The organism is Methylomonas sp. Uni0011, assembly GCF_056850255.1.
Window position 1 is genome coordinate 268730 of record NZ_JBVVNO010000001.1, and the last position, 25892, is coordinate 294621.

Consider the following 25892-nt stretch of genomic DNA (forward strand, 5'->3'; position numbering starts at 1 on the left):
GCTTTAATGAAACTCTCGCGCTACAACAACTTCCCTTCAAAACAACGCGGCGTGGTGCTTTTTACCGCTTTGATCTTTTTAGTGGCGTTAATGCTGATTGGCAACAACGCAGTACAAAACAGCGGCTTAGAAGAAAGGATGGCTGGGAATACCAGGAACCGGGACATGGCATTTCAAGCCGCAGAAGCCGCTTTAAAAAACGCCGGCAATACACTGACCACTTGGCGAGTCGGTCCCTGGACCGGTGCCGTCCCTGCCGGCCTAGTCAACAATCCATCTCACGCCAACGACAGCAGCTATTGGGGCAATATTGCCAACTGGGCGAGTTATAAATCCTATACCGTCACCGGTGTTGCGGAAAATCCGCGCTACATCATAGAAAAACTGCCCAATGTCGGTACTGTTGAACATTACCGCGTGACTACGCGTGCGGTAGGGGGAGACACCAGTGCCGTAGTGATTCTGCAAGCTGCTTTCAGCTATACCCCAAGTCCATGATCCAGCCAATTACGGTTAGGGAGTCGCCCATGAAGCCGAGTTCAATCAACATATTTGCGTATTTAGCGGTAGCACTGGTCGCTACAATACAAGCGCCTGTTGCGCATGCGACAGACCTCGACATCGCCGATCTGCCGTTGTTCGTGACCGCGAGCATGCCTCCTAACGTTCTGCTGACACTGGACGATTCTGGCAGTATGGCTTGGGGCTACGTTCCGGATGGTTTGGATACCAATCAAGGCACAAAACGCTTCAAAGCCGCCAATTTCAACGCGATCTATTACAATCCAACTGTAACTTATACCCCTCCTCCCAAATACAACGGCGGTAACTGTAAGTTGGATAATACCAATCCTTCGACCTGTTACCCGAACGTTAGCTTCACCGACGCACCGATTAACGGTTTCGATACCAGTCGCGGCACAGTGAACTTATCGAGCAATTACCGTGTGACACTCGAATATAACCCAAACAATAGTTCGCAGACTTTTGCGTCTTCTCCATCTTCCGGCGGCCGCGCTTTTTATTATTTGTTTGATAGTACAAACGCTAGCTGCGACGGAACTAAATCCGATGAAGATTGCTACGATTACTACGATGTCACAACACTGTCGGCCACTGCGCAACAAAATTTCGCTAACTGGTATTCTTATTACCGGACACGCAACTTGGCGACTGTATCGGCAGCGATGAATGGTTTTGCCGGTCTGAGTGGTAGCATTCGGGTCGCTTGGCAGGCCATCAATTCTTGTAACAGTTTCGGCACCAGTTGCAACGGCTGGGGCAGTCCTGGGCAAAGTATCGACAACCGTATACGTCGATTGAACGCGGTTACTCACACCGAAACAACCAACACAATACTCAGTAGCAACACGACAACAACACATTATAGTTATACATGTACTGCTAAATTTAATAGTAGCAATTCCGGGGATCGTATCGAACTGAGTAGCTGCACCCAAACTTCACCCGTTGCGGGGACAGGTTTTCCGCCTACATCCGGCCAAGGTTCGCCTGCCAATGCGACTCTAGGCCTTGTAACGGCCAGTTGCAGCAACGTTACTTACTGTAAGAACTATTACACCACTGGAACATCCATTAACAGCGGCGTATACCGAATAAATGTTCCCAACAGCATCGCCAGCGATTCTTCAAATATCTCCAACGTAGTAATTTCCTGGAACGAAACAGTCACCACTACCGTTTATGAAACCAGGGACGTGACTCACAAAGAAGATCTGTTCAACTGGCTGTCAAGATTCCCAGCGTCCGGCGGTACTTACTTGCTAAAAGCGGCAAACAATGCTGGCAAATATTTCCAGGGCACCGTGAATATCAATCACCCTTACGCGGAAGATCCACAAATTTTGGACGGCAACCATTATGCCTGCCGCCGTAGCGTCCACTTGATGATGACCGACGGCAGTTGGTGCGGCGATGCCGCTTCCGACTACGCCGGTATTGGCGACACCAATAGTACCGCGACCAGCGTTCCGCTGGGCCCGGACGGCAGCAGCAACTATAGTTGGACACCCAGTTTCCCATTCCGGGACAAACAGGCCACCAATCTTTCCGACGTCGCCTTTTACTATTGGGCGCAGGATCTGCAAACCGGCATCGACAACAAACTGAGTCCGTTGATTCGGGAAGCGTCGACCAACACCGACTTGGCCGCAAAAAAATCGGAAGAATGGTTTAATCCCAAAAATGATCCGGCAACCTGGCAACATTTGAACACGTACTCGGTTGGTCTGGGATTAAGCGGCAGCTTGGTCAGTCCTTATCCGAACTGGGGCGGTAATACTTACACTGGCGATTATGACAAGCTGGTGGCGGGCACCTCCTGCCCCACCAGTACAACGAGTTCCAGTTCTCCATCCCAGTCTTGCTGGCCTTATACTGCAAACGGGGAAAGCTGTGCAGGTTATGTAGCTTCCACGCCAAGCAAAATTTACGACTTATGGCATGCGGCAATCAGCGGCAGAGGCAAATTTTTCGGCACCGAAAGTGCGGCTGACTTGGTCGACGCATTCAACAGCATCCTGCACGAGGTGGCTGATGAAAGTATGACCGCTGCCGCGCTGGCAGCCAACTCCACCGGTTTGCAAACGACAACGTTGCTCTATCAGGCGCAATTCGACCCGTCGGATTGGTCTGGGCATTTCTACGCCAGACCAATCAATCCAACGACAGGTCTGCCCTTAGACAGCGTATGGGATGCAGCAACACTGATTCCCGATCCTGATGTTAGGAAACAACACATATTCACTTACAATGGCACTAATGGAATTTTATTTGACAGTTGTTCAACGCTTAATTCTTCACAACAGTCGGCTTTGAATGGCACCGACAATAGTTGCACAAACAGACTGAATTGGCTCCGCGGCTACACAATCAGCGACTTCCGTAAACGTAAAAACACCCTTCTTGGCGACATAGTAAACTCCGACCCCTACTTTGTGAAAAACACTGATTTCGGTTTTACCGCATTGCCTTCAGGTACCGCTGGACAATCCACCTACGCTACTTATATCGCAGACAATATTGATCGAACTCCCATGGTATACGTTGGGGCCAACGACGGCATGTTGCATGGTTTCCAAGCCGACACAGGCCAGACCAATTCCGGCAAAGAAATATTTGCCTATATTCCGGCCGGGGTTTACGGTCAGTTAAGTGCCCTAACCAGCCCGGATTATAATCACCGCTACTTTGTGGACTCCGGCCCCCTAGCCAGCGACGCCTACTTGTCTGGCTCATGGAAAACAGTTTTGGTCGGCGGTTTAGGCAAAGGCGGCAAGACTATTTATGCTTTAGATGTCACCGATCCGACAAATTTCAGTCAAACCAATGTGATGTGGGAGTTTCCGAACAATGCGAATTTAGAGAAGGATTCCACCATTGCGACCGACTTAGGTTACACCTACAGCCAGCCGCAAATCGGCCTACTTCGAAACGGTACCAACGTTATCTGGGCGGCGATTTTTGGCAACGGTTATAACAGTTCATCCGGCAGAGCATTCTTATTCATCGTCAATTTGTCCAATGGCGATCTGATCAAAAAGATCGAGACTAATAGCGAAACTAGCAACGGGTTATCGACACCGTATCTCCTGGACGCCGATGGTGACAAAGTTATCGATGCAGTCTATGCTGGCGACTTACAGGGAAATTTATGGAAATTCGATTTAAGTGGCGAAAATTCTACGGCCTGGGGTTTGGGCAACGGCGGTGCCGCGCTATTTACGGCAGTAAATAGTGCAAATCAAAGACAACCCATTACATCGCAACCACTAACCGGCGGCCACCCCGACGGCGGGTTTTTAGTGTATTTCGGCACCGGAAGTTACATAACAACCACCGATGCCTCCAACACTGACGGGCAAACGTTTTACGGTATCTGGGACAAACCCAGCACCTCCGGCACTGTTTCGCGTTCGGCATTACAATCGCAAACCATCGTGACCACGACGACTGCATTCGGTTCTGACATCCGCTTGACCACAAGCAATACCGTCGACTGGTCTTCGAAAAGAGGATGGTATCTCGATCTCAGTGTCGGCGAGCGGGTAAACTCTGCACCGCTAATCAGGTATGGCAGAGTGATATTCGCGACCACCATACCTAAATCGGATCCCTGCGAGTCCGGAGGCACGACGTGGTTGAACGAAATCGATTTAATCACTGGAGGAGCACCCACTGCTTCGTCTTTCGATTTGAATAACGACAAGAAATTCGATGATAGTGACAAAGTTAAAATCAACGGTGTCCTGTTTTCGGTCACTGGGTTGCAGTCCACAGTCGGCATCGCAAAAGCTCCGATATGGCTAGAGTCCAACGACAGCACTAAGTGTGTTGCGTTCAAAGAAATGTCCGGCAGTAGCGGAGAAATCATGACGATCGCCAATAACTGCGGCAGCGGCTCAGGAACAGGGAGTTCAGGTACGGTAAAACGGGAATATTGGATTCAAATTCAATAAAGACAGGCGACGGCCGTACGGGACAGTCCAAAACTACAACGCAGGTGTAAATCGGAACGTAAGCACATGAAGAGACAGATGGGATTCACCTTGATCGAACTGATGATTACCGTAGCCATCATCGGCATTTTGGCCGCAATAGCCATTCCCAGTTATCAGGATTATGTCATGCGTGCACGGCGTAGCGACGCCAAAGGCGCATTACTGGGGCTGGCAAACGCGTTGGAGCGGCAATTCACCGCCACCAATTCTTACTGCGACGCCGGAGGAGCAGGCGGAGCAGATGCTTGCGGAACTAATTCGAATGACACGGGCTCGCCGTCGATTTATGCCACACAGGTACCCATTGATGGTGGAACCGCCACTTACAATTTAACGATTTTTGCTGCAACTCAGAATTCTTACACAATTCAAGCCTCACCGACCGGCAGGCAGACCTCGGACAAATGCGGCACGCTGATCATTAATAACTTGGGAACGAAAAGCGTGTCGGGTGGCAGTTTGGACGCCACCACCTGCTGGGCCAAATAAACAGGTTTATGTTCAGAAATCGAATAGCCTGGATTTAGCCGGACATAGGAAATCGGCATCAAATTATCAACATCGCATCGCCGTAACTGAAAAAACGGTAACGTTGGTCTATGGCATGGCGGTAGGCGGCCATTACCGCGTCGTAACCGGCAAATGCGGAAACCAACATGAGTAATGTCGACTCCGGCAAATGAAAGTTGGTGAATAACGCGTCGATCGATTTAAAACGGTAACCTGGCGTAATAAACAAATCGGTATCGCCGACTCCCGCCGCCAGCTGACCGCCAGCTGACGCCGACTCCAACGCCCTGACCGCAGTCGTCCCTATCGCGACCACCCGCCCTCCCCGCAACCGCGCAGCTTCGACTGCAGCGACAACGCTTTGCGACACGCTGTAAAACTCTTTATGCATGGTGTGCTGGCTCAGGTCTTCCACTCGCACCGGCCTGAAGGTACCGCTACCGACATGTAAGGTCACAAACGCCCGTTTCACCCCTTTGCGGTCCAGCCTATCCAACATCGCTTGGTCGAAATGTAGACCGGCGGTCGGCGCCGCGACGGCGCCGGCCTGCTCCGCGAATACGGTCTGATAGCGTTCCAGATCGCTATTTTCATCATCGCGATTGATATACGGCGGCAGCGGAATATGTCCAACTTCGTCCAACAACGCCAGGACACCATCAGCCCCAGAAAAACGTAGACGGAATAAATCCGCCTCCCGCTCGACGACTTCCAGACAAGAGCCGTTTTCCAACTGAATCCTGGCGCCCGGCTTCGGCGACTTGCTGGCTCTGATATGAGCCAAAGCCTGCTGCTGGCTTTCGATGCGTTCGATCAAAATCTCGACCTTACCGCCGCTGGCTTTACGACCGAAAATACGGGCTGGAATCACTTTAGTATCATTGAATACTAATAAATCATCAGGCGACAACAAGTCGACCAAATCAGTAAACTGGCGGTCAAACACTACACTGCTTGACTTATCCAGGTGTAACAGGCGGCTGGCGCTACGCTGCGGCAAGGGATATTGGGCAATTAACTCTTCCGGCAAGCGGTAATTGAAGTCGCTCTTTTTCATCATAAGATTGGGTAACGATAAGGCGTCCGGTGGCTACCGAACCGAGAATAGATGGGCAAACAAAAAACCGGCTTAATTCGATATGTCGTCGGGGGTAGTGGACGATTCGTCCGTTTGCTGTATGGCAGGTAATGAGCGGATGGCAATAACCAGCTCTGCCAAACTAGCGTCTGCCGGTAACCGGTCGCTCATCAAATACGGCATCAGTTCGACGTCTTCCATATCCAATACGCGTAGAAAGGCATGTTGCCGTTCTGGGGGGGCGGACAAATACGCGTGTTCTAAATAGCGGAGCAATAATAAATCCAGTTCCAAGGTGCCGCGCCGGCAACGCCAGCGCAGTTTATTCAATTCGCTCACAAGTGGTCGCGTTCTACCAGCCGCTTCTTGATTTCGGCAATGGCCTCGGCCGGATTCAGACCTTTCGGACAAGTGTCGGTACAATTCATGATGGTATGGCAGCGGTAGAGCTTGAACGATTCGTCCAATTCGTCTAAGCGTTCCTTATCGTTGTCGTCGCGGCTATCCGCCAACCAGCGGTAGGCTTGCAACAAAATCGCCGGCCCTAGGTACTTATCGCTGTTCCACCAATAACTCGGGCAACTGGTCGAACAGCAGGCGCACAGCACACATTCGTAGAGACCGTCCAATTTAGCCCGATCTTCCCGACTTTGCAGCCGTTCGCTATCGGCCGGCGCTTCAGCTGAAGCCGTCAGCCAAGGTTTGATCGATGCATACTGTTCGAAAAAATGGCTCATGTCGGCCACCAAATCCTTGATTACCGACATATGCGGCAGCGGGAATATCTTGATGGTGCCTTGGTAATCGCTGATGGCTTTGGTGCAGGCCAAGGTGTTTTTGCCGTTGATGTTCATTGCGCACGAACCGCAGACCCCTTCTCGACAGGAGCGGCGAAAGGTCAAGCTGCTATCGATTTCGTTCTTGATCTTCAAAATCGCATCCAGCACCATCGGCCCGCAGTGATCCATATCGATCTCGTAACTATCGATCCGCGGATTCTCGCCGGAATCCGGGTCCCAGCGGTAGACTTGAACCAGACGGATATTCGTGGCCCCGTCAGCTTTGTACAGCTTGCCTTTCTTGACGACGGAGTTTCTGGGTAAAGTAAATTCAACCATTAGTAGACCCTCTCTTTCGGCGCCACGACTTCCACTTCGTCAGTCAGCGTATATAAATGAACAGGACGATAATCGATAGTTACTTGATTATCCTGACGCCAAGTCAATGTGTGTTTCAGCCAGTTTTTGTCGTCACGCTGCGGAAAATCCTCGCGGGCGTGGCCGCCGCGGCTTTCTTGCCGGTTGGCGGCGGCGGCAATCGTGACTTGGGCTTGGCCCAACAGATTATCCAGCTCCAGGGTTTCCACCAAATCGGTATTCCAGATCAACGATTTATCGCCGACTTTGACATCACCGAACGATGCGGCAATCTCTCCGATGCGTTCCACGCCTTCCCGTAAAGTCTCGGCGGTACGAAATACCGCCGCCTTGGCCTGCATCGTGGTTTGCATGTCCAAGCGAATCTCAGCGGTCTTTCTGCTGCCGTCGGCATGGCGGATAGTGTCGAACCGCGACAAGGCTTTGTCGCAGGCGTCTTTGGCCAACGGTTTGTGCGGCATGCCCGGCTTGATCAATTCGGTGGCACGAATCGCGGCGGCACGGCCGAATACGACCAAGTCCAGCAAAGAATTGGATCCCAACCGGTTGGCGCCGTGAACCGAGACGCAAGCCGTTTCCCCGATCGCCATCAGACCCGGCACCACGCTGTCGGGATCGCCGTCCTTCAAGGTCACGACTTCGGCTTTATAGTTGGTCGGAATACCGCCCATGTTGTAATGCACGGTTGGAATCACCGGAATCGGCTGTTTGGTGACATCGACGCCGGCAAAGATGCGCGCCGTTTCGGCGATACCGGGCAGGCGTTCGTGAATGATGGCCGGATCGAGGTGTTCCAGGTGCAGCAATGCGTGGTCTTGTTTCGGACCGACGCCGCGGCCGGCGTTAACTTCCATCGTGATCGCCCGACTGACCACATCGCGCGACGCCAAGTCTTTCGCGTTGGGCGCGTAATTGGGCATGAACCGTTCGCCTTCCGAATTGGTCAGGTAACCGCCCTCGCCTCTCGCGCCTTCGGTGATCAGACAACCTGAGCCGTAAATACCGGTCGGATGGAACTGGACGAACTCCATGTCCTGTAGCGGCAAACCGGCCCGCAGGACCATGCCGTTACCGTCGCCGGTCACCGTGTGCGCCGAGGTACAGGAGAAAAACGCCCGGCCGTAACCGCCGGTCGCCAGCACGGTTTGATGGCCGCGAAACAGATGAATCGAACCGTCATCCAGACACCACGCCAGCACGCCGCGGCATTCGCCGTCTTCCATGATCAGATCCAGCGCGATGTATTCGACGAAAAACTCGGCGTTGTGCTTTAAAGCTTGTTGATACAGCGTGTGCAGAATGGCATGGCCGGTAACGTCGGCTGCCGCGCAAGTGCGTTGCGCCTGCGCCTTACCGTAATGGGTGGACATGCCGCCGAACGCGCGCTGGTAAATTTTACCTTCCGCTGTCCGCGAAAACGGTACGCCATAGTGCTCCAGTTCGATGATGGCCGGAATTGCCTCGCGGCACATGTATTCGATGGCGTCCTGGTCGCCCAGCCAATCCGAACCTTTGACGGTATCGTACATATGGAACCGCCAGTCGTCTTCGCCCATGTTACCCAATGCCGCACTGATACCGCCCTGCGCCGCCACCGTATGACTGCGGGTCGGAAACACCTTGCTGATACAAGCGGTTTTCAGCCCTTTCTCCACCATGCCGAAAGTCGCTCGCAAGCCGGCACCGCCGGCGCCAACCACCACCACATCGTGCTGGTGTTCAATGATGTTATATGCTGAGGCCATGATTTACCTTGCCAGAAGAATGATGACGATCGCCATTAACGCGGCGATGCCCAAAACCAAAAAAGTCAGATTGGTAGCCCGAATCGCCAAATGCCTTACCGGCATCGTCGATACGTAGTCCTCGATCACCACCTGTACCCCCAAAGCGGCGTGGTAAACCACCGCAACTGTCCAAGCGATGATAGCCAGCGTATTAAGCGGCGACGACAACCATGTCACAGTATCGGCGTATGGCGCATTCAAGGCCTTGTGCAACAGTATCAACAACCAAACCGATAGAGGCACCAAAGCAACTGCAGTCACCCGCTGGTACCAAAAGTGGCCGGATCCGCTGTGGACCGAGAAAAAATCGGCCGCTTTTTCCACGCAGGCTTTGTAATCCATAACCATCCTCCCTAATCAGGAAACGATAAACGTTAATAGCGTCAACGACGCCGAACACGCCAGTTCGTAAATTGCAAATTTATCCAGCGTCGCCCGCTCGAAGGTCTTACCGACATCCCAGATCAAATGCCGGATACCATGGACCAGATGAAAAAATAGCGCGTAAATAAAGCCCCAATACACCAGTTTGAACAACCAATACGCCATAAACGCCTGCATCGCCAGATAGGCGCTTTCGCCGGCGGCAATGGCAAACAGCACGTACACGAACAACACCAGGCCCATAGACAAAAACACGCCGGTCATCCGGTGGCTGATGGATACCAACCCGGTCAACGGTAAGCGGTACACCTGCAAATGGGGGGAAAGCGGTCGATTGGCAGACATAAATGACCCTATGTTGAGTTTGAAGTAATTGCGGCGTCAAAAATCGACGCATCGTCCCTTGCGCTCCCAATCGCCGAAGCGAGTGGGTTCCGGTCCTTTCGGACCGTTGAACTCTTCCGGCTTGGCCGGGGTTGGTTCGGCTGAAGCCGGCTTTAATGCCGCCGTCTCCTCAGCAGTCACTTTTTCGTCGCTAACGTTCGATGGTGTCATATCGATTTGACAATAGGCTGGCGATCGACAATTGCCACAAAATCCCGGCGCGGCGGCCCCACGTAAAGCTGCCGTGGCCGGCTAATCGGTGTGGCGGTTTCTTCCATCATTTCCAGCCAGTGCGCGACCCAGCCCGCGGTCCTGGCGATAGCGAACATCACGGTAAACATATCCACCGGAATATGCAGTGCCTTGTAGATGATGCCCGAATAAAAATCGACGTTGGGATAGAGTTTTTTCTCGATGAAGTAATCGTCTTTCAGGGCAAATTCTTCCAAAGCCAACGCCAATTCGAATAGTGGGTCGTTGGTATGGGTGCGCTCTAAGACCTCGTAGCAGGTTTTGCGAATGATGGTCGCCCGCGGATCGAAGTTTTTGTAAACCCGATGACCAAACCCCATCAGGCGGAATGGATCGTTCGGGTCTTTGGCCTTGGCAATGTAGTTCGGTACGTTTTCGACACTGCCGATCTGCGCCAGCATGTTCAACACCGCCTCGTTGGCGCCGCCGTGCGCCGGTCCCCACAAAGCGGCAATCCCGGCCGCGACGCAGGCATAAGGATTGGCGCCGGTGCTGCCGGCCATCCTTACCGTCGAGGTACTGGCGTTTTGCTCGTGGTCGGCATGCAGAATGAACAGCAGGTTCAATGCCTTGACCAGATTGGGATCGATGTAGTGGTTCTGGTCGATGTAGTTCTGCGAAGAGCGCGAAAACATCATGTTCAGAAAGTTTTCGCAATAGCTCAAATCCATGCGCGGATAGACGAAGGGCCTACCGACCGAGTGCCGGTAAGACGCGGCAGCGATAGTCGGCATCTTGCCCAGCAGCCTTGCCGCGCAGATGCGCCGGCTGTCGGGATCCTTGATATTCAAATCGCTATGGTAGAACGCCGACAAGGAACCGACCACTCCAACCAGCATTGCCATCGGATGGGCGTCGTAATGAAAACCGTCGAAGAATTTGCGCAGCGATTCGTGGATAGTGGCGCGGTCGCTGATTTCCTCGTTGAAGTCGCGCAACTGGGTCTGATCCGGCAACTCGCCATTCATCAGCAAGTAAGCCACTTCGGTGAATTCGCAGTTCTCGGCCAACTGCTCTATCGGATAACCGCGGTACAACAAGATACCCTTGTCGCCGTCGATATAGGTAATTTTGCTTTTACAGCTGGCGGTCGCGATAAAGCCCGGATCGTAAGTGAAACAACCCAAATCCTTGTTCAAGGAGCGCATATCCGCAGTATCTGCACCTAAAGACCCCTTCAACAACGGATATTCCACTTCTTTCCCGGTGGCATTATGCCTAACCGTTAAAGTCTCGTTTGACATGGTTTCCTCAGTATTCTGTTAGCAGAAGCTTAGCAGGCAGACCGATTATCACACAGCATGATTGATCGACCAACCCTAAATCCGCAGCTCGGCTCGGAAGGATGGGCCGGTATGGCTGGCTAGCCGCGTCGAAGTCCGGTATTCGCTACCAGCCGGCGAATTGGCGCTTTGAGGTCGTCGGTTAAACGTACTGTCCGGCGCACCAGCCCGACGCCCAAGCCCATTGAAAGTTGTAGCCGCCCAGCCATCCGGTCACGTCCACCACCTCGCCAATGAAATATAAACCCGGTACCTGCAAACACTGCATGGTCTTTGACGAAAGACTGTCGCAATCGACTCCACCTACTGTAACCTCTGCGGTTCGGTAGCCTTCGCTGCCGTTTGGTTTGACGGTCCAGGTGTGGAGGCGTGCAGCCACCGCATCTATTTGCTTGTCGGAGCAATTTGCCGCCGCAGCCAGCAGGTAATTGTCGTCGAGCAAGGCTTGCAACAGTCGTTTGGGCAGATACTCTGCGAGTAAATTTTGCAATTTGGTATTGTTGCCATTACTACGCGCGGCTTTCAAGCGTTCGACCAGATCGAATTCGGGCAACAAATCGATCGATAAGGTCTCGCCGGGGCGCCAATAAGACGAGATTTGTAAAATCGCCGGGCCGCTCAAACCTCTATGGGTGAACAGCAGGTTTTCCCGAAAAGTCCGCTCGCCGCAACTAGCCCGACAAGCCACGGCAATTCCGGATAGCGGCGCAAGGCGCCGACCATCGTCATCCTGCCAAGTCAACGGCACCAGGCCGGCCCGAGTCGGCCAAACCTTGATGCCAAATTGCTCGGCGACCCGATAGCCGAACGGCGTGGCGCCCATCTTCGGAATCGACAAACCGCCGCTAGCGATCACCAGGCTGTCCGAGCCGCGCTCGCCGAGGCTGGTGTCTAAGACGAAGCCGCCGTTTTCTGTCTGTTGCAACTTATCGATCCGGCAATTCAACTCGATGACCACGCCATATTGCCGACATTCCGCCAGCAACGCGTTCAGAATATCCTTGGCACTGTCGTCGCAGAACAATTGGCCGTGCAAACGCTCGTGGTAGGGTATTCGATGCCGGTGAACGAAATCGATGAAATCCCATTGCGTGAAGCGGCTTAACGCCGATTTGCAAAAATGCGGATTGTGCGAAATGTAATTTGCCGCCTCCACCGTGTAATTGGTGAAATTGCAGCGACCTCCGCCCGACATCAATATTTTCTTGCCCGCCCGGTTAGCATGATCCAGCACCCGGACTTTACGGCCGCGTTTGCCGGCCTCGATGGCGCACATTAACCCGGATGCACCAGCGCCAATAATAATCACGTTCGAATTATCCATTCCGAGCAACTTGTAATAGCGTAAAAAAATCGGTAAAAAGTGAGGGTATTCTAACCGCATTTCTCCGCAGGCCGCGGCGCTGCTCCCGGCAACGCTCCGTCGGCTTGCGAGCCCTCAATTCTCACCACTTCGACAAGAGCGACAATGACTGCACAATACAGCTACTCATTCAACACCGGCGATGGTAAAAACAAGGCCTTATTAGGCGGTAAAGGCGCCAATCTGTGCGAAATGACCCAAATGGGTTTTAACGTGCCGCCGGGCTTTGTCATCACTACCCAAACCTGTCTCAGCTACCTGGAACAGAAACGCTTGCCGGACGGTTTGATGGACGAAGTGCGCGCACAAATTTCAGAGATCGAGCGGGTGACCGGCAAACATTTCGGCGGCGCCAACGACCCGCTGCTGGTCTCGGTGCGGTCCGGCTCGGCGATTTCGATGCCGGGCATGATGGACACCATCTTGAACCTGGGCCTGAACAAACAGACCCTGGCCGGCCTGATCGAGGAAACTTCCGACCCGCGTTTCGCTTACGACGCTTACCGGCGCTTCATTCAACTGTTCGGCAAGGTCGCACTCGGGATTGAAGACGAGAAATTCGACACCCATTTCAACAACGTCAAACGCGCCGCCGGCATCAAGGCCGACGTCGCATTGAGCGCGGACCAGTTACAAGAAATCAGCGAATTGTTCTTAATGGTCGTGCATGAAGAAACCGGCCGGCGGTTTCCGGAAGACGTTTACCAGCAATTGGAAATTGCGATCTGCGCCGTATTCAATTCCTGGATGGGCAAACGGGCGGTCGACTACCGCAAAGAATTCCACATCACCCCGGATATCGCCAACGGCACCGCAGTCAATATTGTGACCATGGTGTTCGGCAACATGGGCGACGATTGCGCTACCGGCGTCGGCTTCACCCGCAACCCCGGCACCGGCGAAAACGAGATGTACGGCGAATATTTGGTCAATGCCCAAGGCGAAGATGTCGTGGCCGGCATCCGCACCCCAAAACCGGTGCACGAAATGGCCAAGGAAATGCCGGAGCAATACCGGCAATTGGTGGAATTGCGCAACAAACTGGAAGCGCATTACCACGAAGTCCAGGACTACGAATACACCATCGAACGCGGCGTGTTGTACTGCCTGCAAACCCGCAACGGCAAAATGAATGCGGCGGCGATGGTCAAGACCTCGATCGACATGGTCGCCGAAGGCCTGATCAGCAAGGAGCAAGCCTTATTGCGGATCAATCCGGAGTTATTGGAACAGTTACTGCATCCGCAACTGGCGCCGGATCACACCAACAAACCGATCGCCACCGGCCTGCCGGCTTCACCGGGGGCGGCCTGCGGCCATTGCGTATTCGACGCCGATACCGCCGTCCGCCTGGCTAAAACCGGTCAGGATTTAATCCTGTTGCGGGAAGAAACCAAACCGGAGGACATCCACGGTTTCTTCGCCGCCCAAGGCGTTTTGACCAGCCGCGGCGGCAAAACTTCGCACGCCGCGGTAGTGGCGCGGGGCATGGGCAAGGCCTGCGTCGCCGGCGCCGAAGACATCAAGGTCGATGTGCGGGCGCGGCTAGCCATTGTCGGCGACATCCACATCAAGGAAGGCGATCTGATCACGATCGACGGCAGTAACGGCAATATATATCTGGGCCGGATTCCGACCATCGCCCCGCGATTCTCCGATGAACTGAAAATCTTACTCGGCTGGGCCGACGAAGTCGCCCGGCTGCGGGTCCACGCCAACGTCGACACGCCGGAAACCGCGCGTCTGGCGGTCAGTTACGGCGCCAAAGGCATTGGCCTGTGCCGCACAGAACGCATGTTCAACGCCGCCGACCGGTTGCCGCTGGTAGTCGACATGATCCTGGCCCACAACACCGAAGAGCGGGAAGCGGCGCTGGCCAAACTGTTCCCGATTCAGCGCGACGATTTCGAACAATTGTTCGAAGCGATGTCGCCGCACCCGGTTACCGTCCGCTTGCTGGACCCGCCGATGCACGAGTTCCTACCCAACGAACACCAATTGACCGACGAACTGGACGCGCTGAAACATTACCTGACCATCGTCAAGGGCCAACGGGTGACGCTGGACACCTTGACCAATGCCGGCGACCTGCCGGCGCCCTTCAACCGGCTGAACGAAGACGTGATTCTGGAAGCGATCGCCAAGAAGCAGATGATGTTGGACAAGGTGTTGGAACTGTACGAAGTCAATCCGATGCTGGGCCACCGCGGCGTTCGCCTGGGCATGAGCTATCCGGAAATCTACAAGATGCAGATCCGCTCGATTCTGGAGGCGGCGGCGCGTTGCATCAAACAACGGATTCCGGTTGAGCCGGAAATCATGGTGCCGCAAGTTATCACGGCGCAAGAACTGAAAAAGGTGAAAGGCTACGTCGACGAAATCCAGAACGAGGTCGAAAGCCAGTACAAGATCAAACTGAATTTCAAATTCGGCACGATGATCGAAACGGTCAGAGCCTGCACCCGTGCCGACCGCTTGGCGGCGACGGCCAGCTTCTTCTCGTTCGGCACCAACGACTTGACCCAGGCCACCTTCTCCTTCTCGCGGGAAGACGCCGAAAACAAATTCCTGCCCTTATACGAAGAATCCGGCTTGTTGGAAGACAACCCGTTTGAAACGCTGGATATCGAGGGCCTCGGCAAACTGATGAAAATGGCGGTGGATTTGGGCCGGCAACAACGCCCGGAGTTGAAAATCGGCATTTGCGGCGAACACGGCGGTCATCCACGTTCGATCCGTTTCGTCCATAACTTGGGCTTGAACTACGTCTCCTGCTCCGCGCCGCGAATTCCGGTGGCCCGGCTGGCGGCTGCCCACGCCAAACTGCTGGAAAATAAGCCAATATAAGCCGACGCAGCCGGCGCGCCAAAACCAGGCGCTGGCCGCTTCGCTGTTTATTCCCGGTAACGTCCGACCCGGTTCCGACCCGAAGCCTTGGCGTCGTACAAGGCTTGGTCGGCACGATACAGCAAGCTATCGAAGGCTTGATCGTGGCCCGGAATGATGGTCGCCACGCCGAGACTGATCGTTACAAACTCGGAAATCTTCGAATCCGGATGCGGCATCCGCATGTTTTCTACCGCTTTCCGCAGGATTTCCGCCAACACCAGGATTTGGTCGGCGTCGCATGCCGCCACCACACAAAACTCTTCGCCGCCATAACGGGCGATCAAATCGCCGGGCCGGCGAAAAAACCGTTTCAAGGTTCTTGCCACCTGCCGCAAACACTGGTCGCCTTCCAAATGCCCCAGATTGTCGTTGTAGGATTTGAAAAAATCGATGTCGATCATAATCATCGACAATGGGTATTGATGCCTTAACGCCCGTTTCCACTCGCGCTTGACGAAAGCGTCGTAGTAGCGACGATTCGGCAGTAATGTCAGCGAATCCAAATAGGCCAATTGCAGCCGGCTCTGGGCTTTGTCCAGTCGTTTGCTCAGCCGGGCTTGCGCCAAATACGACAACAACAACACAATCAAACCGATCAGCGCGACGATAGCATGCGTGATCACCAAATGCTCCACCCGCTCGTTGACGAAACTATCCAGGCTGGAGGCCGGTATATTCACGCTGACGCCGCCACGCACGTCGCCCAGCTTGTATCCGTCCTGATCGTGGCATTTCAGGCATTCCGGTTCGACCAGCAACGGCGCCATATAGCGGTAAAACGGTTTACCGTCGATCATGCCGGACCCGCTGAAGCTTTTTTGGCCTTGCTTGAACGCAGCCATCGCTCCGGCCTCCCAACTATCCGGTTTGTTCTCCGGCCGCAACGGTTCGGTACTGGTGATATGGAAGTTGATACCGCTTTGACTCTGGCTCATTTCCGCCAACTGCCGGGTCATGAATGCCGGATTGATCAAAGTCAGCTTGACGCCTTCCTTGGTTTCGACATCGCGGTTGGGCACTTTCAAATAAGGATTGGGTTGCGTGCCTGGATCGATCGGAACGTACACGCCGCCGTGCGAGGCATTCCACTTTCTGACCAGCACAATGTGATCGAAAAACATTTCGGCCTGACGGGTGGCGATATTTTGCGCGTACTGTTTGGTGTCCATTACTTGCTGGTATAGGTTCAGGCTAAGCAGCATTAGCCACAGAACCGCATAAACCAGGAACGTAATCCGTCTCATCAATTGCCTCAAAAAATACTTGCCACCACGCCGTGCTCCTCACCGGCCGCGTATCCAACAACCATACTATGGCGCCCGTGGAAGCGCTGTCACATCATATCAGCAGACAACTTCGATATGAATTGAAATGGCCTGTTGATGCTGGCACTATAAACAAGCCGGACGCCCAAATGAATGAACCTTATCACTCTTCCAGCAAATGACAGAATCAGAACGTATCAGCCACGCGGAACACGACCACAACCAATGCATTCGAAAAGCGATAAGTGTAGCGGAACAGCTTTGCTTGTCACGCGGCGTGCAGTTAACCCCGATCCGGCACAAAATTCTGGAGTTGATTTGGAACAGCCACAAGGCGGTTAAAGCTTACGATCTGCTCGACCAAATCCGCCCGGTCAACGATGCCGCCAAACCCTCGACCGTCTACCGGGCGCTGGATTTTTTACTGGAACAAGGCCTGATTCACCGAGTGGAAAGTCTGAATGCTTTCGTCGGCTGCCATTGCTCCGGCACCCAACACGACCAACTCTTGCTGATCTGCACCGCCTGCCATACCGTAGAAGAGCGCGCCGCCCCAAACGTACTGAGCGCGCTGGCGGTGGAATTGACCACTGCCAACTTCATCCCGCAACGGAAAACCATCGAGATACACGGATTGTGTAAATCCTGTAAACCTGCTTAGACCTCCGCGTCAGAAAAAGCCGACAAACATTGACCTGGGTCAATGCTTTTATCGGCTAAAGCCCTAAACTGCAGCCATGTCGAACGCTTTCCTACCGTCGACATGATCCTCTTGAAAGATAGATGCCTGGCGGGCGAGTTTACTCTCCCGCCTTTTTTTTGCCGTGCGATCCTCCTATAATCGCCGCCCTACCCACTCCAAACCACCCGCATGCTCAGCGACAGCCAAAAACGCCTGCTCCAACAAACCGGAGACGAGTTGCAGGACATCGGCGAACACCGCTTTTGCGAGCTGTGTCGCCATCCGCAGCAAATCGAATCCACCGCCGATAACGAGTTGATCGCCTTTTTGAAAGTCGCCAACGCCCTCTACCGCGGCGGCGAACCGGCGATCAGCGACAGCGACTACGATTTCGTGTTTCTGGCCGAACTGAAAAAGCGCCAGCCCGAACATCCATTGCTGCACGAAGTGGAGCCGGAACCGGCCTTCGCCGGTAAAACCGTCGATCTGCCGGTGATGATGCTATCGACCGACAAGGCCTACAGCCGCGACGAAGTCGAACGCTGGGCGGCCCGCATCGAAAAAGCGGCGGAAGAACTGGGCCAGAACTTTGCCGAGCTGCAATTCAAGATCACGCCAAAACTGGACGGTTACGCCGCCTACGACGACGGCCGCATGCTGTATACCCGCGGTGACGGCCGCAAAGGCCAGGACATCAGCCGCGTGTTCGAGCGCGGCCTGCAAGTTGCCAACCAAGGCCAGCGCGGGCTGGGCGCCGGTGAAATCGTGGTCAGCCGCAGTTATTTCGATCGGAACTTGGCCGACTTTTTCGACAACCCGCGGAATTTTCAGGCCAGCGTGATCAAGGAAAAAGAGCTGGACGAACACGCCCAACAAGCCATCAACGACCATGCCGCGGTATTTTATCCGTTTGCGTTACTGCCGGCCTGGACCGGCGCCTGGGCCGAATTGATCGCCGACTTCGAGAGCCACGTCAAAACCATCTGGCATAAAGTCGACTACGACGTCGACGGCGTGATTCTGGAAATCGCCGACGAGGGATTGAAAACGTATTTAGGCGCGACCCGCCACCACCACCGCTGGCAGTTGGCGTACAAGGAAAATTTGGAAACCGCCGAAGTCAGAATTTTGCATATCGTGCCGCAAACCTCGCGCTCGGGCCGGATTACGCCGGTCGCCGAGCTGGAACCAACCCGACTCAGCGGCGCCCTGCTGTCGCGGGCGACGGCCCACCATTACAAAATGGTGCTGGACAAGGGCATCGGACCCGGCGCGCTGATCCGCCTGGCACGTTCCGGCGAGGTGATTCCGAAAATCGAGGCGGTCATCCGCCCGGCCGAACCCGACATCCCCGAGGCCTGTCCCAGTTGCGGCCACGCTTTGATTTGGGATAACGACTACCTGCTTTGCCCGAACAATCTGGCTTGTCCGGCACAAATCAGCAACAGCATGGAGCATTTCTTCAGGGTATTGAAAAACAACGACGGTTTCGGCGCCGCCAGCATCAAACGCCTGTACGAACATGGTATCCGCCGCGTCGACCAAATCTACGCCCTCAACGCCGAGCAATTCGAAAGCATGGGCTTCGGCCCGAAACAGTCGCAAAATCTGGTCGACCAGTTGTTGCGCAGCCGGCGCGAAGCGGTCGAAGACTGGCGCTTCCTGGCCGCGTTCGGCGTGTTCCGCATGGGCTTGGGCAACTGCGAACGTTTGCTGGCCCACTACCCCCTGCAAGCTATCTTCGAATTGAGCGAAGCCGATATCGTCGCGATCGAAGGTTTTGCCGAAAAAACCGCCGCCGTGATTACCGAAGGCTTCGCCAATATCAAACCCTTGTTCGATAATTTAATGGCTTTGGGATTTAACTTACAGGCCAGTCAAGCGCAACCCGACGAAAACGCACACCCGTTGGCCGGCAAAGCTTTGGTATTTACCGGCACTTTGCACAGCGGCAGCCGCGACGAGCTTAGCAAACAAGCCAAAGCCAAGGGCGCCAAAGTCGGTAGTTCGGTATCGGCCAAGACCGACTATTTGGTGGCCGGCGACAATGTCGGCGCCAACAAAACCAACGCCGCCCGCGAAAAGGGCGTCACGGTAATCAGCGAGCAGGAATTTCTGGCCTTGCTGAGCGGAGACGCAGCATGAGCCGGCCGATCGTATTGTGTTTTTCCGGCCACGACCCCAGCGGCGGCGCCGGGATTCAAGCCGATATCGAAGCCATCGCCAGCCACCGCTGCCACGCCGCCAGCATCGTCACGGCACTGACCGAACAAGACAGCCGCAACGTCAAAAAGCTGATTCCGCAGCGCGCGGAGGATATTCTCAGCCAAGCCGAAACGCTGTTAAACGACTTCATAGTTGCCGCCTGCAAAATCGGCCTGATCGGCGACGCCGAAGTCGCCAGAGCGATTGCCCAGGTATTGCGGCAATATCCAACCGTTCCGGTGGTACTGGACCCGGTGCTGGCTGCCGGCGGCGGCACCGAGTTGGCCGGCCGGCAGTTGATAGACGTCATCGTCTCCGAACTACTCCCGCTCACCACCTTACTCACCCCCAACAGCGATGAAGCCCGCCGCCTCTCCGGTCAAACCGATCTGGCCGACTGCGCGCACTGGCTGCAACAGCGCGGAGCCGAGTACGTGCTAATCACCGGTACCCACGAAAACTCCGAGCTGGTACACAACCGTTTATACATGCCCGACGGCCTCAACCAAACCTTCAATTGGGAACGCCTGCCCTACCACTACCACGGCTCCGGCTGCACGCTGGCCAGCACGATTGCCGCGTTGCTGGCGCAAGGCCTGGACATGTTCACCGCCGTCAGCGAAGCCCAGGAATTTACCTGGCAATCCCTGGCTGCGGCCTACCTGCCCGGAAAAGGCCAACATCATCCGGACCGGCTATTTTGGGTGGAGGCATGAAGTTTCCCGGCAAAGGCCTATACGCCATCACCCAACCGGACGGCAAATCCATTGCTCAAGTCGTCGCAGACGTTGAAGCGGCGTTACGCGGCGGTGCCGCCGTCATTCAATACCGCGACAAAAATCCGCTGGATGCCGGCAAACTGGCCGCCGAGCTGTTGGCCGTTTGCCACGCTTACCGGGTGCCGCTATTGATCAACGACAGCGTCGAATTGGCGCTGGCGGTCGATGCCGACGGCGTGCATTTGGGCCGCGACGACGGCGACCTGGCGGCCGCCAGGGCCGCATTGGGGCCCGACGCGATCATCGGCGTCTCCTGCTACAACGACATCGGCAGAGCGACTGCGGCCGTCGCCGCCGGCGCCGATTACGTGGCCTTCGGCCGCTTTTTCCCCTCCGGCTCCAAGCCATTGGCCGCGCCGGCCGAAATCGGCACGCTAGAAATAGCCAAGCGCAGCTTGCAAGTCCCTATCGTCGCGATCGGCGGCATATTGCCGGAAAACGCTGGACAGCTATTGGCAGCCGGTGCAGACTTACTCGCCGTCATCGGCGGCGTATTCGACGGCGACCCGTTCGCAGCCGCGCGCCGTTTCCAGGCATTGTTTTAATTTTTGCGGAGGCTGCCATGCCAGACCATGTCTACCAAAAAATCGAATTAACCGGCTCGTCCACTGTCAGCATCGAAAACGCGGTGGAAAACGCCGTGGTCAAGGCCGGCGAATCGGTGGCCAATATGCGCTGGTTCGAAGTAATCGAAACCCGCGGCCATATCGCCGACGGCAAAATCGCCCACTGGCAAGTCACGATCAAAGTCGGTTACACGCTGGACTAAAGCGCCGGTTATGGACGCCTTTCTGCAAGCCGCGATCGCCGAAGCCGAAGCCGGTTTGGCGGAAGGCGGCATCCCGATCGGCTCGGTGCTGGCTTATCAGAATCGTATCATCGGCCGCGGCCATAACCGCCGGGTGCAACAGGGCAGCGCCATTCTGCACGGCGAAATGGATGCGCTGGAACATGCCGGCCGCTTACCGGCCCAGGTCTACCGCGACAGCGTGCTCTACACCACCTTGTCGCCTTGCGCGATGTGCAGCGGCGCGATTTTGCTATACGGCATCCCGCGCGTCGTAATCGGCGAGAACCAAACCTTCGTCGGCGAAGAAGAATTACTGCGCCAACGCGGCGTAAGGCTGGAAATAATCCAAGACCAGCGCTGCATCGAATTAATGCGGGATTTCATTGCCGCCCGGCCCGAACTCTGGAACGAAGACATCGGCGTTTAAGCGTCGCCTAACGGCGGGCGGTCAAAGCCTCGCGCTCGCGTTTCAACAACTCGGCTTTGCGTTCGATTCCCCAGCGGGAACCAGCCAGTTTGCCGTCGCTGCGAACCGCCCGATGGCACAGACACCGCCTGCCCCGCCGGCGACCAGCACGGCACCCAAACAACAACTGCCGACGGCATAGCCGATGCCATAGCCGTCCCGGGCGACTCTCGGCGACGGGCTAGACACCGCTAAACCGAATGTAGCGCCGCAACGGTGAACCGGCAGTCCAGACGAAGGCTTCGGTGTAGTAGTGCATCAAGGCCAGATAACCGATCAGCCCCAAGGTGACCGCTTTGTAGACCTGCGTCGCGAACAGGGTTTGTAGCAACAGATTGACCAAGCCGTCGCCGTAAGCCTGCAACAGGTAAGTCAACATAAACGATAACAGCGGCAATACCACCGCCGCCGGAATCCGGCAGTTTGCGGCCAAGCGAAACAATCCGTTTTCCGGGCGAATACCATGGCGGTTGACGTCGTGGGTCACGTAAAAACTATAGGCGGTAATGTCATGCACCAGGCGCGGCATCAAAATTGCCAAAAAATAATACTGCTGGCTGTAGACGTAACAACTGGCGACCACCAACAAGGTATTCGCCCACAAAAAATACCAGCCCAAACGGTTCGACACGTAGCGTTGGCACACCAGCGTAGAAATACACAAGGCCGCAGTCAGCAATACCGCAACCTGCAACACCCGGGCGGCTTGTTCCGGCTCCAGGCTGTTGTGCATGAAGATGCCGATATAGGTAAAGATTCCGGCGCTTACGCTGAGCCACAATTGCAGATAAAACAACCGGTTCGGCAAACGGCACACGGCCTTGGCGACGCCGTGCTGTTGTTTCAACACATGGTAAACCGTCCAGCAGGCGCTGATCAGGTACAACACCCGGTACGGAATAAACAGGCTGCCGACCCCGAAAAACAGCACGATAAAGCCGGTCATGCCGATCAGCTTGTTTTTGTAAGTCGCCAGATACTCGGTGTGGCTGGCCAGCAGTAAATTACTGGCGATGATATGCGGCGTGCCGAACAAGACTTGGAACAACAGGAAATGGCTGGGACTGGTCGGCAAGGCTTCGCGCAAAGCGTGGTCGAATCCGGCGCTGTCCAGCCACACCAGCACCAAACTCAGCGGTACGATGGCGTACAAACCGAGCAGAAAACGGAACGACACCGCCATCGGCCGGGCTATGTCGGGTTGGGGGTTGGTCAGGCTTACTGTCGCCACGGTGCCACCTATCGTTATTATTTTGGGCAGCCGTTATTATCGCTATTTTGCCCCGCGACTCAATACGCTTGGTTTTTCTGGCGGTTAAGCGTTACCGCGCTTGCCTTGCAAGCCGCCGGTATGCATCGCAACGATACGATGCCCGGCCGGAAAATAGCCGCGCGCGATCAAGTCGTATAGCGCATATAGCAATTTACCGGTGTAAACCGGTTCCAGCTCGATAGCGTGCCGGTTTTGAAAATCTACGATGAAATCGAGCAATTGCGGGGTGGTCTTGGCGAAGCCGCCGCAGTGGTAATCAGTCAGAATCCGCCATGCGGCATCGTTGGCAGCGCCAGCAGCATCCAACAAGGACTGGATATCTTCGATCAGGAATTCGCCGCCTTTCAGCGCGGCGACGCCGATCAATTCGGTGCCGGCCGGCGTAGCGCCGATCAAACCCGCCAACGTGGTGCCGGTGCCGCAGGCAACGGCCAGAGTATCGAAGCCGATATCGATTTCGGCGACCGATTCGGCGACGCCCTGCAACGCCAAATCCAGCGCTCCGCCTTCAGGCAGCCAATATTCTCCCGGTTTAAGGCCCGGCAGGCTGTCGGGGGTCCTAAAGGCGCGCAATTGCCGATAGTGCTGGCGCGACAGAAAACGCAGCTCCATGCCCCAGGCCACCAAATCCTGCAACGTTGGATTCAGTTCCGGCGGCCGCTCGCCGCGAATGTAGCCCACCGTGTTTAAGCCCAAAGCACGGCCGGCGAAGGCCAAGGCATGCAAATGGTTGGAATAGGCTCCGCCCATGCTGAGTACGGTATCGGCGCCCCGATACAACGCATCGTTCAGGCTGTATTTGAGTTTGCGCCATTTATTGCCGGACACGATGGGGTGCAGCAGATCGTCGCGTTTCAACCAAAGCTGGATGCCGCGCCCGGATACGATCGGATCGTCGACCCGCGTCAACGGCGACGGCTGCAATTGAGTTTGAAAGGCTTGCAGCCGCGGATGTAAGCCGCTCACTACGCCGTTTTGATCGCCCAGACCACATCGATGGCTTGGCGATTGGCTTTGACGTCGTGCACTCTAAACATCCGCACGCCGGCCATCACGCCCAGCGCCGTGGTTACCGCCGTGGCGGTGACTAGCTCGGCGGGCTGTTCGACATTGCAGATGTTGCCCATGAAGCGCTTACGGCTGGCGCCCAACAGCACCGGATACCCCATCGCAACAAACCGCTGCAGATGCGCCAATAGCTGCAAATTATCCTGCTTACGCTTGCCGAAACCGATACCGGGATCGATGGCGATATTCTGCGCCGCAATCCCGGCATTCAAAGCCGCATCGATGCGTTGTTGCAAGGCTGCCGCCACCTCCTCGACGACATTCTCGTAGTAAGGGTTCTCCTGCATGGTTTTCGGCGCGCCTTGCATGTGCATCAGAATGATGGGCATGCCGCTGCGGGCGGCGAAAGCCAACATATCACTATCGCCCTGCCCGGCCGATACGTCGTTGATGATATCGGCACCGGCATCGCGAGCGGCCGCCGCCACTTGGCTGGACATGGTATCGATGCTGATTCTGAGCGTCGGATCGAGTTGGCGAATTGCACGAATAGCCGGTACTACCCGGCGAATTTGCTCTTCCGCGGTGACCGGATCGGAGCCGGGCCGGGTCGACTCGCCGCCGACGTCAATGATGTCGGCACCCTCGGCGATCATTTTCTCGGCTTGGCTCACGGCTGCCGCCACACCGGTAAACTTGCCGCCGTCGGAAAAACTATCCGGAGTCACATTGAGTATCCCCATCAACTGGGGCCTGGCGGTGGGATTGAACATGTGGAAAAGCTCCTCGAAGACAGCCGGATAGTTTACCGCCTTGGAGTCGTTTTGGGGTTACCGGCCGCAACAGCCGGTTGGGAAACCGCCCCGCGCCAAGCGGCGAGAGGCGGTCGGGCTCGCTTAAGCCCTGAGCAAGGCCTTGACCAGTCTCTCCGACAGCTGTTCCTCAACGAATTGCGGTTCATTTGGCGGATATAACGAGACCTCATCGATCTCAAAACCGTATTCCTTGCCCAGTAAAATCAACTCTTTGATTTTCAAGCAAGCTTTGAGCTTTTCTTTCAAAGCCTCATCGGCTTTGGCTTTCTCGGAAAATTCTTTGATAACCTTTACTGACATTGTTAACTCCGTGATAACACTAAAAATGGATAGAATCCATTTACACGGAAGCAAAATTTCTGCCAGTTGTGAAATCGGAAATACCGCTGCTTTCGCGGCGCTTTAACGGGACCCGCTAACCGGGTTAAATATTTTCCCTTACAAATCTTGGTAAATTTGTCGCAAACCCAACAATGCGACAAATCAGCAAACCGCCCGCCAATTAGTCGGTCGCAGCCACCCGCCGATACGCGGAATGGTAGTAAAGCAACGGATCACCATCGCGGCAGACAACGCGGTCGACTTCGCCGATCACCACCCAATGGCTTCCGGCCTGGATTTGCTGCACCACCCGACATTCCAAAGCCGCCAGCGCTTCGTCCAAGACCGGCGCACCGTTTTCTCCGGCTTGCCAGGGTACGGCAGCGAACCGCTGCTCCTGCGTGGTACTGCCGGCAAACTGGTTGGAGACGTCTTCCTGGCTTTCGCCGAGGATATTGACCGCAAAGCGGCGACTCTCCAACAGCGCGGCGCCGGTATCGGTCGCCTGATTCAGGCACACCAGAATTTGCGGCGGCTCCAGCGATACGCTGCTGAAGGCGGTCGCGGTCATGCCCTTAGGCTGGTTTTCCCGGCTCAGGGTGGTTACCACCGTGACGCCGCTGGCCCATAATTTCAGCGCATTTTTGAATTGTTTGGCTTCGACACCCATGATAATTCACT

26 protein-coding genes are annotated in these 25892 nt (G+C 55.3%); 10 read left to right on the forward strand and 16 right to left on the reverse strand.

The genetic code is table 11. The annotated features are described in order from the left end of the window. The first annotated feature begins 6 nt into the window (after nt 1–6). The 3 genes from AC0IM9_RS01175 (at nt 7) to AC0IM9_RS01185 (ending at nt 5009) form a co-directional block, all read left to right on the forward strand. Nucleotides 7–498, forward strand: coding sequence for a pilus assembly PilX family protein (locus AC0IM9_RS01175; protein ID WP_482802746.1), 492 nt, complete (start codon nt 7–9; stop codon nt 496–498). A gap of 29 nt (nt 499–527) precedes the next feature. Continuing rightward, complete coding sequence (locus AC0IM9_RS01180; protein ID WP_482802747.1) at nt 528–4478, forward strand: pilus assembly protein; 3951 nt, start codon at nt 528–530, stop codon at nt 4476–4478. A 66-nt stretch (nt 4479–4544) separates the two neighbouring features. After that, nucleotides 4545–5009 (forward strand): type IV pilin protein, encoded by a 465-nt coding sequence (locus AC0IM9_RS01185; RefSeq protein ID WP_482802748.1) that lies wholly within the window; start codon nt 4545–4547, stop codon nt 5007–5009. 58 nt (nt 5010–5067) lie between these two features. Here the strand turns inward: AC0IM9_RS01185 and queA are convergent, their stop codons facing one another. The 9 genes from queA to AC0IM9_RS01230 form a co-directional block, all read right to left on the reverse strand. Next, nucleotides 5068–6087: a tRNA preQ1(34) S-adenosylmethionine ribosyltransferase-isomerase QueA gene (queA, locus tag AC0IM9_RS01190; protein WP_482802964.1), complete on the reverse strand. Its 1020-nt coding sequence runs from the start codon at nt 6085–6087 to the stop codon at nt 5068–5070. 72 nt (nt 6088–6159) lie between these two features. Further along, nucleotides 6160–6447 carry an FAD assembly factor SdhE gene (locus tag AC0IM9_RS01195; protein WP_482802749.1) on the reverse strand — a complete coding sequence of 96 codons (288 nt, stop codon included), beginning with the start codon at nt 6445–6447 and terminating at the stop codon, nt 6160–6162. Then, a complete protein-coding gene (locus AC0IM9_RS01200; protein WP_482802750.1) occupies nt 6444–7226 on the reverse strand; it encodes a succinate dehydrogenase iron-sulfur subunit in 783 nt (260 codons plus the stop codon). The genes AC0IM9_RS01195 and AC0IM9_RS01200 overlap by 4 nt, the downstream gene beginning before the upstream one ends. After that, complete coding sequence (gene sdhA, locus AC0IM9_RS01205) at nt 7226–9010, reverse strand: succinate dehydrogenase flavoprotein subunit (protein WP_482802751.1); 1785 nt, start codon at nt 9008–9010, stop codon at nt 7226–7228. Before sdhA ends, AC0IM9_RS01200 begins: the two co-directional genes overlap by 1 nt. Before the next feature lie 3 nt (nt 9011–9013). Continuing rightward, complete coding sequence (gene sdhD, locus AC0IM9_RS01210) at nt 9014–9394, reverse strand: succinate dehydrogenase, hydrophobic membrane anchor protein (RefSeq protein WP_482802752.1); 381 nt, start codon at nt 9392–9394, stop codon at nt 9014–9016. 15 nt (nt 9395–9409) lie between these two features. Then, a complete protein-coding gene (gene sdhC / locus AC0IM9_RS01215) occupies nt 9410–9781 on the reverse strand; it encodes a succinate dehydrogenase, cytochrome b556 subunit (protein ID WP_482802753.1) in 372 nt (123 codons plus the stop codon). A 36-nt stretch (nt 9782–9817) separates the two neighbouring features. Next, entirely contained in the window at nt 9818–9991 is a 174-nt protein-coding gene (locus tag AC0IM9_RS01220) for a DUF1674 domain-containing protein (protein ID WP_140913807.1), read from the reverse strand. Beyond that, the gene (locus AC0IM9_RS01225; RefSeq protein WP_278212170.1) at nt 9988–11316 is read right to left on the reverse strand and encodes a citrate synthase; all 1329 of its coding nucleotides are present in this window, start codon (nt 11314–11316) and stop codon (nt 9988–9990) included. Before AC0IM9_RS01225 ends, AC0IM9_RS01220 begins: the two co-directional genes overlap by 4 nt. A 181-nt stretch (nt 11317–11497) precedes the next feature. Then, a complete protein-coding gene (locus AC0IM9_RS01230) occupies nt 11498–12679 on the reverse strand; it encodes a BaiN/RdsA family NAD(P)/FAD-dependent oxidoreductase (protein ID WP_482802754.1) in 1182 nt (393 codons plus the stop codon). Between the two features lie 144 nt (nt 12680–12823). Between AC0IM9_RS01230 and ppdK the strand changes: the two genes are divergently transcribed. Then, entirely contained in the window at nt 12824–15565 is a 2742-nt protein-coding gene (gene ppdK / locus AC0IM9_RS01235; protein WP_482802755.1) for a pyruvate, phosphate dikinase, read from the forward strand. Nucleotides 15566–15612: 47 nt separating this feature from the next. Here the strand turns inward: ppdK and AC0IM9_RS01240 are convergent, their stop codons facing one another. Then, nucleotides 15613–16851, reverse strand: coding sequence for a diguanylate cyclase domain-containing protein (locus AC0IM9_RS01240; protein ID WP_482802756.1), 1239 nt, complete (start codon nt 16849–16851; stop codon nt 15613–15615). A 199-nt stretch (nt 16852–17050) separates the two neighbouring features. Here AC0IM9_RS01240 and AC0IM9_RS01245 point away from each other — a divergent pair, with 199 nt between their 5' ends. From AC0IM9_RS01245 to AC0IM9_RS01270, 6 genes are all read left to right on the forward strand, one after another. Continuing rightward, nucleotides 17051–17533, forward strand: a complete 483-nt coding sequence (locus AC0IM9_RS01245; RefSeq protein WP_140913802.1) for a transcriptional repressor — start codon at nt 17051–17053, stop codon at nt 17531–17533. A 210-nt stretch (nt 17534–17743) separates the two neighbouring features. Further along, on the forward strand, nt 17744–19699 hold the full coding sequence (locus tag AC0IM9_RS01250; protein WP_482802757.1) for a BRCT domain-containing protein: 1956 nt from the start codon (nt 17744–17746) through the stop codon (nt 19697–19699). Then, a complete protein-coding gene (gene thiD, locus AC0IM9_RS01255; RefSeq protein WP_482802758.1) occupies nt 19696–20475 on the forward strand; it encodes a bifunctional hydroxymethylpyrimidine kinase/phosphomethylpyrimidine kinase in 780 nt (259 codons plus the stop codon). Before AC0IM9_RS01250 ends, thiD begins: the two co-directional genes overlap by 4 nt. Then, nucleotides 20472–21083, forward strand: coding sequence for a thiamine phosphate synthase (gene thiE, locus AC0IM9_RS01260; RefSeq protein ID WP_482802759.1), 612 nt, complete (start codon nt 20472–20474; stop codon nt 21081–21083). The genes thiD and thiE overlap by 4 nt, the downstream gene beginning before the upstream one ends. A gap of 17 nt (nt 21084–21100) precedes the next feature. Further along, entirely contained in the window at nt 21101–21307 is a 207-nt protein-coding gene (locus AC0IM9_RS01265; protein WP_482802760.1) for a dodecin, read from the forward strand. Nucleotides 21308–21317: 10 nt separating this feature from the next. Next, nucleotides 21318–21755 (forward strand): nucleoside deaminase, encoded by a 438-nt coding sequence (locus AC0IM9_RS01270; protein WP_445370411.1) that lies wholly within the window; start codon nt 21318–21320, stop codon nt 21753–21755. Between the two features lie 7 nt (nt 21756–21762). On the opposite strand, the gene AC0IM9_RS01275 is transcribed toward AC0IM9_RS01270, so the two are convergent. From AC0IM9_RS01275 to AC0IM9_RS01300, 6 genes are all read right to left on the reverse strand, one after another. Beyond that, complete coding sequence (locus AC0IM9_RS01275; RefSeq protein ID WP_482802761.1) at nt 21763–21921, reverse strand: MGMT family protein; 159 nt, start codon at nt 21919–21921, stop codon at nt 21763–21765. Nucleotides 21922–21975: 54 nt separating this feature from the next. Then, nucleotides 21976–23025 carry a hypothetical protein gene (locus tag AC0IM9_RS01280; protein ID WP_505330931.1) on the reverse strand — a complete coding sequence of 350 codons (1050 nt, stop codon included), beginning with the start codon at nt 23023–23025 and terminating at the stop codon, nt 21976–21978. Between the two features lie 84 nt (nt 23026–23109). Continuing rightward, nucleotides 23110–24033 (reverse strand): 1-aminocyclopropane-1-carboxylate deaminase/D-cysteine desulfhydrase, encoded by a 924-nt coding sequence (locus AC0IM9_RS01285; RefSeq protein WP_482802762.1) that lies wholly within the window; start codon nt 24031–24033, stop codon nt 23110–23112. After that, nucleotides 24033–24848: a dihydropteroate synthase gene (gene folP, locus AC0IM9_RS01290; protein WP_140913795.1), complete on the reverse strand. Its 816-nt coding sequence runs from the start codon at nt 24846–24848 to the stop codon at nt 24033–24035. The genes AC0IM9_RS01285 and folP overlap by 1 nt, the downstream gene beginning before the upstream one ends. 123 nt (nt 24849–24971) lie before the next feature. After that, nucleotides 24972–25190: a Nif11-like leader peptide family natural product precursor gene (locus AC0IM9_RS01295; RefSeq protein WP_140913794.1), complete on the reverse strand. Its 219-nt coding sequence runs from the start codon at nt 25188–25190 to the stop codon at nt 24972–24974. 202 nt (nt 25191–25392) lie between these two features. Continuing rightward, entirely contained in the window at nt 25393–25881 is a 489-nt protein-coding gene (locus AC0IM9_RS01300; protein ID WP_445370407.1) for a flavin reductase family protein, read from the reverse strand. Nucleotides 25882–25892: the final 11 nt, after the last annotated feature.